Origin of the sequence: Enterococcus innesii (assembly GCF_022846515.1) — a bacterium.
In the GTDB taxonomy this organism is placed as follows: domain Bacteria; phylum Bacillota; class Bacilli; order Lactobacillales; family Enterococcaceae; genus Enterococcus_D; species Enterococcus_D innesii.
Window position 1 is genome coordinate 2264699 of sequence record NZ_AP025635.1, and the last position, 15213, is coordinate 2279911.

Genomic DNA, 15213 nt, shown 5'->3' on the forward strand with positions numbered 1-15213 from the left:
CTTTTTTGGTAGTGTTAGAAAGAATTAATCGCAAATGAAGGAGTCTATCATGAAGCCAATCATTGAATTGAATGCTATTACTGTGCGTTATAGCGAAGAAGAGCGTGCCGCGTTAAATAACGTATCCTTTTCCATCAACAAAGGGGAATGGGTGGCGTTGATCGGCCATAACGGCTCTGGTAAATCAACTTTAGCAAAAACCATCAATGGCTTGATCTTGCCACAAGAAGGCAGTGTTTCTGTCGGCGAATTGCCTTTGAATGAAGAAAATATCTGGAATATTCGAAAAATGGTCGGTATGGTCTTTCAAAACCCTGACAATCAATTCGTTGGTTCGACGGTGGAAGATGATGTGGCTTTCGGTTTGGAAAATCAAGGAATCCCGCGAGAAGAAATGCTGGTTCGTGTCAAAGACGCTCTGGAACAAGTACGGATGAGCGAGTTTGCGACTCGGGAACCCGCGCGTCTTTCTGGTGGTCAAAAACAGCGGGTAGCCATTGCTGGCGTCGTTGCATTGCGCCCAGATATCATCATTCTTGATGAAGCCACTAGTATGCTAGATCCAGAAGGCCGTGAAGAAGTGATCGCAACGATCAAAAAAATCAAAGAGAAAAACAATTTGACCGTGCTTTCGATCACCCATGATATCGATGAAGCAGCCAATGCCAATCGGGTGCTGGTGATGCGTCAAGGAGAGCTCGTCCGCGAAGGGACACCCGCAGAGATTTTTTCTGCAGGTCCAGAACTGATTGAGCTAGGCTTAGATCTGCCATTTCCTGAAAAATTAAAGGCGGCACTAAAACAGCGGGGCGTCACGGTACCGCAAGCGTACTTAACTGAAGAAGGGATGGTGGATTGGCTATGGACATCCGTTTTGAACAAGTAGGATTCACCTACCAACCGCATTCTCCGTTTGAACAACGGGTTTTGTTCGATATCGATTTAGAGATCAAAGAAGGCTCTTATACCGCCTTAGTCGGTCATACAGGGAGCGGAAAATCTACGTTGCTGCAGCACTTGAATGCATTATTAAAACCAACGACTGGCACGGTCACGATCGGTGAGCGAGTCATCAAACCCGAGACAGACAACAAAAATCTAAAACCGTTACGTAAAAAAGTTGGGATCGTTTTTCAATTTCCTGAATCCCAATTATTTGAAGAAACCGTGGCGAGAGATATCGCTTTTGGACCGAAAAACTTTGGGGTCTCCGAAGAAGCAGCCAAAGGATTAGCCCAAGAATACATTCAATTGGTAGGTTTAGATGAAAGTTTTCTGGAACGTTCACCATTTGACCTTTCAGGGGGCCAAATGCGCCGTGTAGCGATTGCTGGGGTCTTGGCTATGGAACCAGAAGTTTTGGTCTTAGACGAGCCGACAGCGGGCTTAGATCCACAAGGACGCAAAGAGATGATGGAAATGTTTGATCGCCTGCATCGGGAAAAGAACATGACGATCATTTTAGTGACCCACTTGATGGATGATGTGGCAAACTATGCTGATTATGTCTATGTGTTAGAAAAGGGCCGTCTCGTCAAAGCCGGCACGCCGTCCGTTGTGTTTCAAGATACTGCCTGGTTGCAAGAAAAGCAGTTAGGGGTACCGACAGCAACCGCATTTGCGGAGCAACTCCAAGCCAGAGGATTGGCATTTGAGCAGTTGCCGCTAACGGCTGATGAACTGGCAGATGTTTTAGTAGCAAAGGGGGCGACTGCCCATGATGAATAAACTGATTTTCGGTCGTTTTATTCCCGGGGACTCCTTGATCCACCGTTTAGATCCACGGGTCAAATTGATTGCTAGTTTTTATTTTATCGCGATTATCTTTTTGGCAAATAATTGGCAAAGCTATTTATTAGCGGGGGTTTTTACGCTTTTTTGTATCTCCTTTTCAAAAATTGATTTTGGCTTCTTTATTCGCGGCGTACGTCCTTTGATTTGGCTGATTTTGTTTACCGTGGCGTTACAGATTTTATTTACTACCGGCGGCGACGTCTACTGGTCTTGGTGGATCTTTAACATCACAGAATTTGGTGTCCAAAACGGGATTTTTATTTTTTGCCGTTTTGTTTTGATCATTTTCATGTCGACCTTGTTGACGTTAACGACGCCTCCATTAGAGCTTTCAGATGCGATCGAATACATTTTGCGTCCTTTAAAAGCGATCCGTTTCCCTGTCCATGAAATCTCACTGATGCTGTCGATTGCGTTGCGCTTTGTGCCAACCTTAATGGATGAAACAGAAAAAATCATGAACGCCCAGCGTGCCCGTGGGGTCGATTTCGGCGAAGGGGGACTGTTGCAGAAGATGAAGGCGATCGTTCCTTTGTTGATTCCTTTATTTGTCAGCAGCTTTAACCGTGCGGAAGATCTAGCTACCGCTATGGAAGCCAGAGGCTATCAAGGCGGCGAAGGGCGTACCAAGTATCGTATTTTGCACTGGCATCAACGGGACACATTGGTTGTCATCGTTTTTGCGCTCTTTACAGTAGCGTTAGTGTTCTTAAGAGGATAAACGAAGACCTATGATTAAAGTCAACTCACGAAAGGTTCTTAACGAAGCAACGAGACTGCTGGCAATCCCAGCGGCTGGTTGGAAAAGGCCTGTCGATCGATCAGACTTTTCTCATAGGCCTTTTTTTGAAAAAATAGAAAGAAACAGGTGATTCAATGGTCCGCTATAAAGCGACGATCGCTTATGATGGTACGAATTTTCAAGGATTTCAGCGTCAACCCAATGGACGAACGGTTCAAGAAGAGATTGAAAAGACATTAACGAAGATGAACAATGGGCAGCCGATCCAGATTCATGGCTCTGGCCGCACCGATGCGGGGGTCCATGCGCAAGGGCAAGTGATCCACTTCGATTTCCCTCAAAAGCGTCCACTGGAAAAAATGCGCTTTGGTTTAGATACCCAAACGCCAGAAGATGTTGCGGTAAAATCGGTGGAGATCGTTGACGATACCTTCCATGCCCGCTACTTAGTCATTGAAAAAACCTACCAGTTTCGGGTAGACATTGGGAAACCCCGCAGTCCTTTCCGCCGCCATTATGCCAGCTATTATCCGTATCCGCTAGATTTGGAAAAAATCCAACGGGCGTTGCCAGATTTTTTAGGCACCCATGACTTTACCAGTTTTTGTGCGACGGGCAGTTCCGTCGATGACAAAACACGGACGATCCATGAGGCGTCCATGGCGGTCAATGACGCTGGAGATGAGTTGATTTTTACCTTTCGCGGCGATGGATTTTTGTATAAGATGATTCGGATCATGGTGGGCACATTGCTGAAAATCGGCAATGGACGCCTCGCACCTGACAGTATTCCTGCAATCATTGCGCAAAAAGACCGAAATGCGGCAGGACCCACAGCTCATCCAGAAGGATTGTATTTGGTTCATGTTGCCTATGAATAAGGAAAAAACACAAGCTTCGCTGCTCTTGTCCAACAAGAGAAAGCGAAAGCTTGTGTTTTTATTTTTTCTCAGGCAAAACAGGGGTGGTTTCTTGCCAATCTTCAGTCCTTTCCGCCGCGATTTTAGGCGCAGCAGTGGTGGGTGTTTTTTCCAAGGTACTGGCAGCAACTAAGGCGGCGATGGCTACCAGAAATGCGAAAAGCAAGTAAAGCAGCCAGCTCCAAGCAACGTGATAGCGATTGCCGATGCCTAAAAAGACCATTTGACCGACGGGTCCCCCTAGCATCACGATGGTGGAAAAGATCCCGCTGCTGATGGCGAGATGTTCTTCATCGATCTCACGAATCAGATGTGCCGAAAAGCGGGGATTGATTTTCCCAATCAGGTAGCCTTCAGCAAAGAGCAGCGCAATCATGAGCCAACGGTTATGCAGGAAGAGAAAATTCAAGGTCAACAGACACAAAACGAAAGCGGTATACGCAATCAAGCGAACCAGACCGGTATTCTTGAACCAGTCGGCAGCAAACAAGGCACCGGCGACCATACCGATCGAAGTAGCGATGCCTGCCATCGCAACGGTGTTGCCATAAGTGGCAAACCAAAGCGCAAGGTCATCCAACAGCTGGAGATTTAGTAGACCGCTCGTACTAGCTGCTAAGGTATTGATCAGTAAGGCAAAGAGGATCATCTTTTTAAGAAAAGCCGTACCAGTCAATAATTTAAAGGTTTCCGAGAAATTCTGAAAGAGTGGTGTGGGTGCTTGATTGATTTTCCCAGGCACCGCATAAAAGAGTGAGCGGTTCCAGAAAATCACGATTGTGGCTAAGAAAAACGTCACGGCATTGATCAAACCAAAAGCGGCAAAATTATTATTCAGTAAAACGATCCCCCAAGCACCGATCCCTTGAAAGACGATTTGAACGGTGGTTTGACACGCCATTTGAAAACCCATGGCACTGTCTAAGGCGTCAGCAGGCACAAGACGGCGAACATAGGGCAACTGTAACCCAGAACAATAAGCGCCCAAACAATCAGATACAATGTTGATGCCTAGCAAAAGGAAGAAAGACCATAAACTAGGCGGCAATTGGATCAAAAAAGTGAGTGCTACAAAAAGTACTCCTTGTAATAGTCGACTGCTGATCATCCATTGCACTTTGTTTTTGGTACGATCGGCTAGATAGCCCGTCAGGATTCGTAAGAGATCAGGGACCAGCAGGGCCATGGAGGCTAAGGAAACAGCAAGGGCATTAAAGGGTAATGTACTGGCGTAAACTACAAAGACGATATTAAATAAACTCATGCCGATGCCACTGAGTAAGGCGGCGTTGACTAAGGCACGATAGCCTTTGTTTTGTTGATATTCTTTCATCGAAATCATCCTTTCACGTTCTACGTTGTAAAACCAGTATAGGATGCTTTATACTAGGAAGAGAAAATATTCCACTATAGTGGAATTTAAATGTACCAGGAGCATACCAGAGGTTACTGTCACGAGTGGCTAACAGCTAAAAGAGTGGCATATAAATAGGGTACCGTAGGTTTTGTTCCTCAACATTTTATAAGGTTGAATCTAAAATAGTAAAATTTAATTGCGGAGCTTCATTCGTGAAGCGGGTTTGGTTTGGCGTTTGCAGACTGATCGCTAGGAGGATAGTCATGGAAGAAGGAAAATTGTACCGACAATTGCGCAAAGAGCGCGGCTATACGATTGCTCAAGTGGCGGATGAACAAAACAGTCGCTCGTTTATCAGTAAATTTGAGCAAGGTGCTTCAAGTATCAGTATTCATCGATTGGAACGCCTATTAGAAAATATCCATGTTACGGTGGAGGAGTTTTATTATTTACGTGCACAGCAAAAGGGCGTAAAAAGTCACGACAACCTGATGAGCTTTCCCAGCTATATGACGAGCGAATTTATGGATTTACTGGATCGAATCTTAGGGATCAACAAAGAAGCTTACTTGAGTAACGCCCACGCCCAGCGAAGCAAAGAAGGGCTGGAGGAAATGCGCAGCGAACTGATCGCCGCTTCCAAACAGCATTCTTTTGTTTTTCTGTACCTTGAGATTACAAAGGAGATACATGAAATCAATCTCTCAGGTTCTAAACCCGACCGCTCACCTGATGAATATATGGAAAAGCTACGCATCAAAACCCGACCCGTCATCTCCTACCTTATGAAAGTAGACAACTGGGGCGTCTATGAGATTTTGCTGTTTCGCTATTTTCAATTCTTGTTTCCTGTCGAAACCTCCTATCACTTACTGCAGGTTGCTATTTCACGGACCAAAAAAGAACAAGGTTTGTCCTTGATGCGAGAAATACAAATGGATTTGATTTTTAGTTGTTTTACGACGTTTGTCAATTTTCGCCGTCTGGAGTGGGCAAAAGAGGTGTTGACCATTGCGGAGGAATTATTGGCAGATCGCGGAGACATGCTAAACAGCACGCATCTCCTTTGCTATCAAGGATGGTATTGGTATATTTATGGCGATCAAGAAAAAGGACTGTTGAAAATCGACCAAGGGCTTTCGATCTTTCGCGTCTTGAAACAAACCAAAATGGTTAAATTATGGGAGCGATCGTTGCACTCCATCAAGAAAAATGCGGAAGAACCTAACAGTTATCTTATGTTTCGCTAAACGCTCTAAGGGCTAGGTATTTGGCCCCCGAATCGAAGGGGACCTAGTCGATAGTGGATGCTAAGACCACTAGAGCGAACAGCTGCGGAACCCCAGCACAAAAAAAGAACCAAACTCACCGATCATTGAGGGACACCCATAAGTCAGCGTTTGCTCTAACTTAAGGGGATCACCTCAAAGGGACGAGTTGGTTCTTTTTCGATTAGTTTTCTGGCGCTTGATCCATGAGTTGACGTTGTTCGGCCAAGACTTGCTTTTTGGCTACTTGTTTCTGGTAAAACCAAGCAAACAAGATAAACAATGCGATGCAGCCGAAGAACAAGAAAACACCGATAACAAAGCCTTGCGGCAAGAAGGACAGTTCCAAGTGATGGCTACCACTTGGGATCGTCACACTGATAAAGCCGTCTTGAAAGGCCGTGATTGGGACTTCTTTGCCATCAAGCGTAGCAGTCCAGCCCTTGTCATAAGGGATGGTCGTCACAAGCTGCTGCTCTTTTTCAGTCGTGATATCGGCTTTGGCACTGCGTTTGCCGACAGTCATAGCGACCCCTCGATCTTGGATCGCATCAATTGCTTGTTGGTAGGCGTTGGTATCCAAGGTGACGACTTGCGGGTTTTGGAATGAGATCTCAGGTGTTCCGTAGAAGCTGACGGTGAATTGAACCGTCGTATCGGTCTCGTAGTGCCCTAAGTCGTAGTATTGACCATTGATACTGATTTGCGTTTCTCGCTGCTGGCCGTTGACTGTTACGGTGGCAGATGAGCTTTCCAATTCTCCGAAGTTGGCAGGGAAGAGACTCAAGTACGCTTGCGAGTTCGCCGGAACCTCCACTTGCCAAGTCACTTCTTTTGCGACATTGCTTTCTTGCTCGGTAAATTTCATATACATGCCGTCATTGGTGATATCTGTATTTTTACTATGGATCACCGTGATCGGCTGAAAGGCAAAATACTCTAAATTTAAATCGGCCAAGCCATTGAAAAGATTTTTCTGGCTCGTCAAGTTGTCGTTTTGCGGCTGTTCAATCGATTCGATGGTCGGTTCAGCCAAGAAACCTAGCGGTAACGCATTTTGATTTTCATAAAGCTTGTATTCACCAGATTCCCCGACTCGTTGAAAGCCATATTTGGTGAGATTTGGCTTGGAGATATTGTATTTGATCCCTGTAAAAGCATCCATCAGCAAGGTATTATTCGGATAGCGGATATTTAAATTGGTGCCGCGGGACCGAAAGCCCAGTTTGTCCAGGTAGCTTGAAGAATTGCGGTTACGGATCGAAGAAAACATGCTGACACCGCTGTAGCCATAATTGATACTGTCATTGGAAGAAACAGGATCAAGGTTTTCTAATCGGAAAAAGGTATCATTGTCTTCGTTGGCTTGAGTGACAAGTTTTTTGATGTCCGGATAAGGTTCTGTATACAAACTGCGAGAAGCATAGTTCCAATCATTCAAAATTCCGCGAACCATGCCGCTGGTATTGACGGCCATTTCTCCGCAGACGAAGATCAGCATCAAGATCGTCACTCGTTTTTGTGTTAAAAGCCCTAATTGCCCGAACCCAATACATAACAAGTAAAGAACAAAGAATACGATCGTTAGCGCAAAAGAAGTAGCGGAAACATATTCATAGGTTCCAGGTCCTTTCAATGCGTAGGAGAGGGCAAACACCACGATCGTAGAAAGACCAATAATGAGAAACAATCCACGATCTTTTTGCTGCAGCTGCTCCCACCCGTATCCCGCCAGCATGATCACTAAGAAGGAGAACAAATAGGCATAACGGAAAAGGAACATATTTGGGGCATGCATCCCGTGCCAAAAAAGATTCATCGGCACGATATAAAAACTGGCGATCAAAACAGCAAACATGCCAGCGTATAAGAATTTATCCTTCAAGCGGATTTTCTTCGAAACAAAATATAAAATACACAACAGCAACGGCAATAAGCCGATATAGATGAAGGGAATGGAGCCGTATTTTGTTGTATCGTATACTCCAATCATGTTTTTCATTACAAGGTCAAAGACATCGGTGGCTTCGGTTTTAAAGGAAGAAATCGTCGTCAACTCTTCCCCGTTCGACCGCAAATCCAGCAGGGCAGGTAAGATGATCACCATTGAGGCGCCCCCTGCTAACAAGGAGGTGATGCCGTAAGGGATGATCGCCCCGCGAGCTTGTTTCCAGTTGCGGCCCAATTGGACCAAGAAATACATCACGGAAAAGAGACCAATCATAAAGCCCATGTAAAAACTGGATAAAAATAACAGCAAGTAGCTGATAAACAGCACGACTGGTTTTTTCTTTTTCACTAAACGGTCAATGCCTAAAATCACCAGTGGCAGATAGATCATGGCATCAAGCCACATGATCAGTTCCGAATGGGCGGTGATGAAGGACATCAAGGCATAACAGACGGCTAAGGTCACGTGTTGCCAACGTTGGATCTTAAAGGTTTGGCTGGCATAAAACCAAAACGCCAAGCCCGCGCTGCCGATCTTGATCAAGGTCAAAAAGTACAGCGCATCTGGCATCAGCTGATTCGGGAATAACAAGACCAGGGGAGTGAAGATCCCGCCTAAGTAATAGGAGATCAATGCCAGATAATTTAAGCCTAAGGAGGCGTTCCACGTATAAAAGATACTTTGCTTGCCTAAGAGCATATTGCGGAAGCTGGCATGAAAGTTTGAGAATTGCGAAAAGGCATCACTGGCTAAGACACTGCGGCTGCTGCCAGGGTAGATGCCAATGGTCAAATAGATCACTGCCATGATAAGAAACGGCAAGAAGAAACTAGCAAGCATATAAGGCCAATGTTGTTTGGCAAATGTTTTTATTTTCGTCACAAGAAGTCACCTGTTCTTTATCAATTTTTTCTTAGTTTACCACAGGTGAATCGATTAAAAAAACAAAGACCTGTTTTCTTTAATGAAAACCTAAGTGAAAGCGCACCAAAGAAAAAAGGGCACAAAAAAAGCCGTTCAAAACGAACGGCCGAAAAGGTCTAATTATACGCGCTCAACTTTTCCAGATTTCAAAGCACGAGTTGACACCCAAACTTTTTTAGGTTTTCCGTCAATCATAACGCGAACTTTTTGCAAGTTAGGTTTCACAGTACGTTTTGTCGCATTCATTGCGTGAGAACGATTGTTTCCACTTGTAGTTTTACGTCCAGTAAAGTAACAAACTTTAGCCATGTGGTTATTTCCTCCTTTGCCTTGATGTTGGAGCGCTATTTCAGCTCATACCATCTGAATTTATCACAGAAAGGTGAAAAAAGCAAGAGTAATTTTCAAGAAACATTGACTTTTCCCGGTAAACATTGTAAATTAAACAAGGTCGAAATGCAAGACGTTTGGTCAGAAAGCCCCTTTTCATATGTCTCATCCTTTTATTTGCGGTACAGCTATGATAAAATATGTAAGAAGAAAGATGGGTCATGCCCATTGAAGGAGGCTATAAAATGGCTGTAAAAATTCAAACCTCATCAGGTATTATTGAAATCAGCAATGAAGTCATTGCAACAGTGGTCGGAGGCGCAGCAACAGATGTGTTCGGCATTGTTGGTATGGCTAGCAAGAAGCAAATCAAAGATAACATCAATGAAATTTTACGAAAAGAAAATTATTCTCGCGGTGTCGTTGTCCGCCAAGAAGAAAACGGCATTGCAGTGGATGTATACACGATCGTCAGCTATGGAACAAAAATTTCCGAAGTTTCCCGCAACGTGCAGGAAAAAGTGAAATACAACTTAGAAACGATGCTAGGTGTATCTGCGAACTCGGTAAATGTATTTGTTCAAGGCGTACGTGTACTGCCAGATTAGGCAAGGGATCCGTTCATGGCGGATGATTTTAAGGAGGACTATCTAAGTGAAGGTAACGAATATCAGCGCAAGTCAGTTTCAAGAAATGGTGCAGGCAGGCGCGGCTCGTCTACAAGTTAATGCAGAGTTTGTCAACTCATTGAATGTGTTTCCTGTTCCAGATGGAGATACCGGGACAAACATGAATCTATCCATGACCAGTGGAGCAAAAGCGGTCGCAGATGCGACTTCAGAAAACGTCGGCGATCTTGCCGCTACACTTTCAAAAGGACTATTGATGGGCGCACGTGGGAATTCCGGCGTCATTTTGTCTCAATTATTCCGCGGTTTTTCTAAAGCAATTCCAACCGTAGAAACACTCACTGCACCAGAATTGGCTCAAGCCTTTACTCATGGAGTAGAAACCGCCTATAAAGCAGTCATGAAGCCTGTGGAAGGAACCATCCTGACTGTGGCACGCATCGCCGCTGAATATGGCGAGAAGAAAGCCCAAACCACTGATGATTGTATCGAAGTCATGAAAGCAGTGGTTCATGGCGCAAAACGGTCATTGGCGAAAACCCCTGATTTATTACCGGTTTTAAAAGAAGTCGGTGTGGTAGATAGTGGCGGTCAAGGCCTGTTGTTTATCTATGAAGGATTCTTAAATGCATTGACCGGGGAATACCCAGCCGATGAAATTTTTGAACCATCTCCAGCTGCAATGGATGAAATGGTCAATGCGGAACATCATCGCAGTGTCCAAGGGCAATTAGCGACTGAAGATATCACTTTTGGTTATTGTACAGAAATCATGGTGAAAATTGGTGAAGGTCCGACCGTTGATAGTGAATTCGATTATGAAACATTCCGTAATTACTTAAACGAGTTGGGAGATTCCTTATTAGTGGTCAACGACGATGAGATCATCAAAGTCCATGTTCACACGGAACATCCCGGCGAAGTCATGAATTATGGGCAAAAATTTGGTTCATTGGTGAAAATCAAAGTCGACAACATGCGCCTTCAGCATGAAACGATCTTGGAACACGATCAGCAAGAAGCAAAACCAGCACCAGTAAAACGTCCGCGGACACCATTTGCGATCATTGCGATCGCGGCGGGGGAAGGCTTGAAAGAATTGTTTACTAGCCTAGGGGCTTCTTATGTCATCAGTGGTGGCCAAACGATGAACCCAAGTACAGAAGACATTTTGGTGGCAATCAATGAAGTCAATGCTGATCAAGTGATCGTCTTACCGAACAACAAAAATATCTTTATGGCTGCGCAGCAAGCAGCGGAAGTTTCCGAGATTCCAGTAGCGGTTGTTGAAACACGGACGATCTCTCAAGGGATGACGGCGATGCTAGCCTTCCACGAGCAGTCCACACTAGCTGAAAATCAGCAAGCCATGACCGATGTCTTAGCAAGTGTTGTCAGCGGATCAGTGACTCATGCGATCCGTAATACATCAATCGATGGCATCGAAATCACAGAAGGCGACTTCTTAGGAATGGTCGACGGCAAAATCGTTGTTTCTGTTCCTGATCGTTTCTCTGCTTCTATGACTACCTTAGAAAAAATGATCACAGAAGATACTGAGATCGTCACCATCATTATCGGGGAAGAAGGCAAAGCCAAAGAAGCAGCCAAAATCGAAGAAGCGATCGTTGAACTGCATCCTGAGATCGAAGTAGAGATCCATCAAGGAGATCAGCCGGTTTATCCGTATCTTTTCTCAGCAGAATAAACAAATTAGGCGGCGGGGGCAAAAATCGTAGATGATTTTTGGCTCCGTCTTTTTCTATGAATGCAGGAATCTCTGCAATAAATAAAATCACTTTGGAAAAGGAGGGTACCTATGCTGAATCAGCCACTTACGGTATTAAAGGGTGTCGGAGAAAAACGCGCCCAAGACTTGGCGAGTTTAGGAATCGAAACCATCGAAGACCTGCTAAAGTATTACCCGTTTCGTTATGAAGACATTCAAGAACGGCAATTAGCGGAGATTCAAGACCAAGAAAAAGTAACGATCAAGGGGATCGTCGTTTCCCCACCGGTCGTCAATCGCTTTGGCTACAAGAAAAGTCGGTTGCAATTTCGCATGATGCAAGACCACGATGTCTTTAATGTCTCCTTTTTCAATCAACCTTATTTGAAGGACAAAGTAGAGGTCTCAGAAGAGATCGCCGTCTATGGCAAATGGGACGCCAAACGCAAAGGTCTGACGGGGATGAAAATTCTTGGCAGCAAAAGTGGCGAGGACTTTGCCCCCATTTATCATGTCAATAAAGCCGTGCGTCAAAGTGTGTTGATCGAACTGATCAAACAGGCATTCCTTGATTTTGGTGATCAGATCACAGAGATCTTGCCTTTGTCATTGATCGAAAAATATCGCTTGTTGGATCGGAAATCCGCGATGTTTGCGATGCATTTTCCCAAAGATCCCCAAGAGAGTCATCAAGCGAAGCGGCGGGTGATTTTTGAAGAGTTCTTTTTGTTCCAAATGCAGATCCAAGGACTGAAGAGAAGCGAAAAAGCCGAGAAAAACGGCTTGGCGATCGATTACGATGTGCAACGCTTGAAAGAATTTACTCGTAAACTGCCCTTTGAATTGACCAATGCGCAAAAGCGCGTGACCAATGAAATCTGCCATGACCTGAAAAGTCCGCAGCACATGCAACGGCTCTTGCAAGGAGATGTAGGGAGTGGGAAAACAGTCGTGGCGGCGATCGCCCTCTATGCTACGATGACGGCTGGCTTTCAGGGGGCGCTGATGGTGCCGACTGAGATTTTGGCCCAACAGCACCTAGAGAGCTTGAATCAACTCTTTGACCCCTTAGAAGTGACCACCGCTCTTTTGACAGGCTCGACCAAACCAAAAGAACGGCGGGTCATCTTAGAACAATTAGCAGCTGGGGAGATCGACATCATCGTTGGGACCCATGCGCTGATCCAAGAAGGGGTAGACTTTGCACATCTTGGCTTAGTCATCACCGATGAACAACACCGTTTTGGGGTCAATCAGCGAAAAGTCTTAAGGGAAAAAGGCTATCTGCCTGATGTGCTCTTTATGACCGCCACGCCGATCCCTCGTACGCTAGCGATTACGGCTTATGGCGAAATGGATGTTTCGGTGATCGATGAGATGCCGGCAGGACGGATTCCTGTAGAGACGCGCTGGGTCCGACCGCCGCAGTTTGAATCGATCTTAGAGTGGGCGCAAAAAGAATTGGCCCAAGGGCATCAGATGTATGTTATCTGTCCTTTGATCGAAGAATCCGAAATGCTGGATGTCAAGAATGCCACGGAGATTTATGAGCAGCTGCAAAGTTACTTTTCTCCTACTTATCAAGTGGGAATGCTGCATGGGAAAATGAAGAATCAAGAAAAGGACAGCATCATGGAAGCTTTCAAAGAAAATCAACTGCAGATCTTGGTTTCCACAACGGTCATCGAAGTAGGGGTCAATGTCCCCAATGCGACAGTGATGCTGATCATTGACGCTGATCGCTTCGGGTTAGCCCAGCTCCACCAATTACGTGGACGGGTAGGACGCGGCGCCGATGCTTCTTACTGTATATTGATCGCAAACCCGAAAAATGAGACGGGGGTCGAACGAATGAAGATCATGACAGAAACCACCAACGGCTTTGTAGTCAGCGAAAAAGACTTGCAGTTGCGGGGGCCAGGAGAAGTCTTCGGCAATCGACAATCGGGCTTGCCAGAGTTTGCGGCTGCCGATTTAGTCGCGGATGCCCACATTCTAGAAGTGGCTCAAGTTGAGGCAACCCAGCTTTGGCAAAAAAATGGCTGGCAGCTATTGCCGGAATTTTCGGCATTGGCGAACTATTTAGCAGCAAAAAAAGCAGACAAACAATTTTTTGATTAAAGAATATGCTATACTGATTGGGAAAATGAAGGGAGTGGCAGCGAGATGCGGATTGCTGTTGATGCAATGGGCGGAGACAACGCCCCAAAAGCGATCGTAGAAGGAGTCATGCTGGCGAAAAAAGATTTTCCAGAGATTGAATTCCTCCTTTACGGAAAAGAAAATGAAATCAAAAAATACATGACGGATGATAAAAATGTCACTATTATCCACACAGATGAAAAAATCAATAGTGATGATGAACCTGTTAAAGCAATCAGACGAAAAAAAACGGCCTCAATGGTCTTAGCGGCACAAGCAGTGAAAAATGGCGAAGCAGATGCGATTTTTTCAGCCGGAAATACCGGTGCTTTATTAGCGGCCGGGTTGTTCATCGTTGGTCGGATCAAAGGGATCGACCGTCCCGGATTGATGTCCACAATGCCAGTGATCGGCAAAGATGCCGGCTTTGACATGCTGGATCTAGGCGCTAATGCCGACAATAAACCAGAACATTTGGCAAACTATGCCGTCTTAGGGTCCTTTTATGCCCAAAAAGTTCGCGGGATCAATCGACCACGGGTCGGCTTGTTAAATAACGGAACGGAAGAAACCAAAGGTAGTGAATTAACGAAAAAAGCCTTTGAACTGCTGTCAGCGGATCCTACGATCCACTTTATCGGCAATGTCGAAGCCCGGGAATTACTGGATGGTGCAGCTGACGTCGTCGTGACAGATGGCTTTACTGGGAACGCTGTTTTGAAATCGATCGAAGGAACCGCCTTGAACTTGATGGCGTTGTTGAAACAATCGATTCTTGATTCAGGTACCAAAGGAAAATTAGGGGCGTTGTTACTGAAAGATGCATTGCGGAAAGTGAAAAATGAAATGGATTATGCGAAACATGGCGGGGCCGTATTGTTTGGTTTGAAAGCACCAGTCATCAAAACCCATGGTGCGACAGGACCAGAAGCGGTAGCGTACACCATCAAGCAGATCCATACGATGCTAGCAACAGATGTTGTGGCACAATTGGTCGCCCACTTTGAAGAAATGCCGACTGCAAAAGACGAAACGCAATCATAATGCAATCATTGTAATGAAATTGCAAAAATATCTAGACAAAAAGCATAGAAAGCAGTACAATGTTTGTTAGCCATTCTATGTTTTGTGCAAACGCGTGGAGGTGAAGCCAGTTGACACGAGATGAAGTATTCAAGAAAGTTGCGGTCGTGATCGCCAATCATTTTGAAATTGACGCAGAGAACGTAACGGATACGATGAGCATTAAAGACGACTTGAACGCTGATTCGATCAGTGTGATGGAATTCGTCCTTGAACTAGAAGATGAATTTGGTACCGAGATTTCTGATGAAGATGCCGAGCAGATCGAAACAGTCGGTGGAGCGGTTGATTATATTTCAAGCCATCTTGCTTAAGACAGACATAAGAGCTAAGTCCTAGATGAC

The 15213-nt window shown here is 45.1% G+C and carries 13 protein-coding genes; 10 read left to right on the top strand and 3 right to left on the bottom strand.

The window, feature by feature from the left end:
* Window positions 1-49: 49 nt before the first annotated feature.
* From ENLAB_RS10680 to truA, 4 genes are all read left to right on the top strand, one after another.
* On the top strand, window positions 50-886 hold the full coding sequence (locus ENLAB_RS10680; RefSeq protein WP_005227109.1) for an energy-coupling factor ABC transporter ATP-binding protein: 837 nt from the start codon (window positions 50-52) through the stop codon (window positions 884-886).
* The gene (locus tag ENLAB_RS10685; protein WP_005232516.1) at window positions 862-1728 is read left to right on the top strand and encodes an energy-coupling factor ABC transporter ATP-binding protein; all 867 of its coding nucleotides are present in this window, start codon (window positions 862-864) and stop codon (window positions 1726-1728) included. The genes ENLAB_RS10680 and ENLAB_RS10685 overlap by 25 nt, the downstream gene beginning before the upstream one ends.
* Window positions 1718-2515, top strand: a complete 798-nt coding sequence (locus tag ENLAB_RS10690; protein ID WP_086293759.1) for an energy-coupling factor transporter transmembrane component T family protein — start codon at window positions 1718-1720, stop codon at window positions 2513-2515. Before ENLAB_RS10685 ends, ENLAB_RS10690 begins: the two co-directional genes overlap by 11 nt.
* Before the next feature lie 155 nt (window positions 2516-2670).
* On the top strand, window positions 2671-3417 hold the full coding sequence (gene truA, locus ENLAB_RS10695; protein ID WP_077453904.1) for a tRNA pseudouridine(38-40) synthase TruA: 747 nt from the start codon (window positions 2671-2673) through the stop codon (window positions 3415-3417).
* A 58-nt stretch (window positions 3418-3475) separates the two neighbouring features.
* Here the strand turns inward: truA and ENLAB_RS10700 are convergent, their stop codons facing one another.
* Window positions 3476-4789 carry an MFS transporter gene (locus tag ENLAB_RS10700; RefSeq protein ID WP_194194964.1) on the bottom strand — a complete coding sequence of 438 codons (1314 nt, stop codon included), beginning with the start codon at window positions 4787-4789 and terminating at the stop codon, window positions 3476-3478.
* Between the two features lie 287 nt (window positions 4790-5076).
* Between ENLAB_RS10700 and ENLAB_RS10705 the strand changes: the two genes are divergently transcribed.
* Window positions 5077-6063 (top strand): Rgg/GadR/MutR family transcriptional regulator, encoded by a 987-nt coding sequence (locus ENLAB_RS10705; protein WP_142962356.1) that lies wholly within the window; start codon window positions 5077-5079, stop codon window positions 6061-6063.
* A gap of 202 nt (window positions 6064-6265) precedes the next feature.
* Here the strand turns inward: ENLAB_RS10705 and ENLAB_RS10710 are convergent, their stop codons facing one another.
* Window positions 6266-8914: a YfhO family protein gene (locus ENLAB_RS10710; protein WP_077453901.1), complete on the bottom strand. Its 2649-nt coding sequence runs from the start codon at window positions 8912-8914 to the stop codon at window positions 6266-6268.
* A gap of 162 nt (window positions 8915-9076) precedes the next feature.
* Window positions 9077-9265, bottom strand: coding sequence for a 50S ribosomal protein L28 (gene rpmB / locus ENLAB_RS10715; protein WP_003128045.1), 189 nt, complete (start codon window positions 9263-9265; stop codon window positions 9077-9079).
* A 266-nt stretch (window positions 9266-9531) separates the two neighbouring features.
* Here rpmB and ENLAB_RS10720 point away from each other — a divergent pair, with 266 nt between their 5' ends.
* From ENLAB_RS10720 to acpP, 5 genes are all read left to right on the top strand, one after another.
* Window positions 9532-9894 (top strand): Asp23/Gls24 family envelope stress response protein, encoded by a 363-nt coding sequence (locus ENLAB_RS10720; RefSeq protein ID WP_005227125.1) that lies wholly within the window; start codon window positions 9532-9534, stop codon window positions 9892-9894.
* A 46-nt stretch (window positions 9895-9940) separates the two neighbouring features.
* The gene (locus ENLAB_RS10725; RefSeq protein WP_086293769.1) at window positions 9941-11623 is read left to right on the top strand and encodes a DAK2 domain-containing protein; all 1683 of its coding nucleotides are present in this window, start codon (window positions 9941-9943) and stop codon (window positions 11621-11623) included.
* A 111-nt stretch (window positions 11624-11734) separates the two neighbouring features.
* Entirely contained in the window at window positions 11735-13765 is a 2031-nt protein-coding gene (recG, locus tag ENLAB_RS10730) for an ATP-dependent DNA helicase RecG (protein ID WP_244351074.1), read from the top strand.
* Between the two features lie 45 nt (window positions 13766-13810).
* Complete coding sequence (plsX, locus tag ENLAB_RS10735; protein WP_016611488.1) at window positions 13811-14830, top strand: phosphate acyltransferase PlsX; 1020 nt, start codon at window positions 13811-13813, stop codon at window positions 14828-14830.
* A gap of 110 nt (window positions 14831-14940) precedes the next feature.
* The gene (gene acpP / locus ENLAB_RS10740) at window positions 14941-15183 is read left to right on the top strand and encodes an acyl carrier protein (RefSeq protein ID WP_005227129.1); all 243 of its coding nucleotides are present in this window, start codon (window positions 14941-14943) and stop codon (window positions 15181-15183) included.
* Window positions 15184-15213 lie beyond the last annotated feature (30 nt).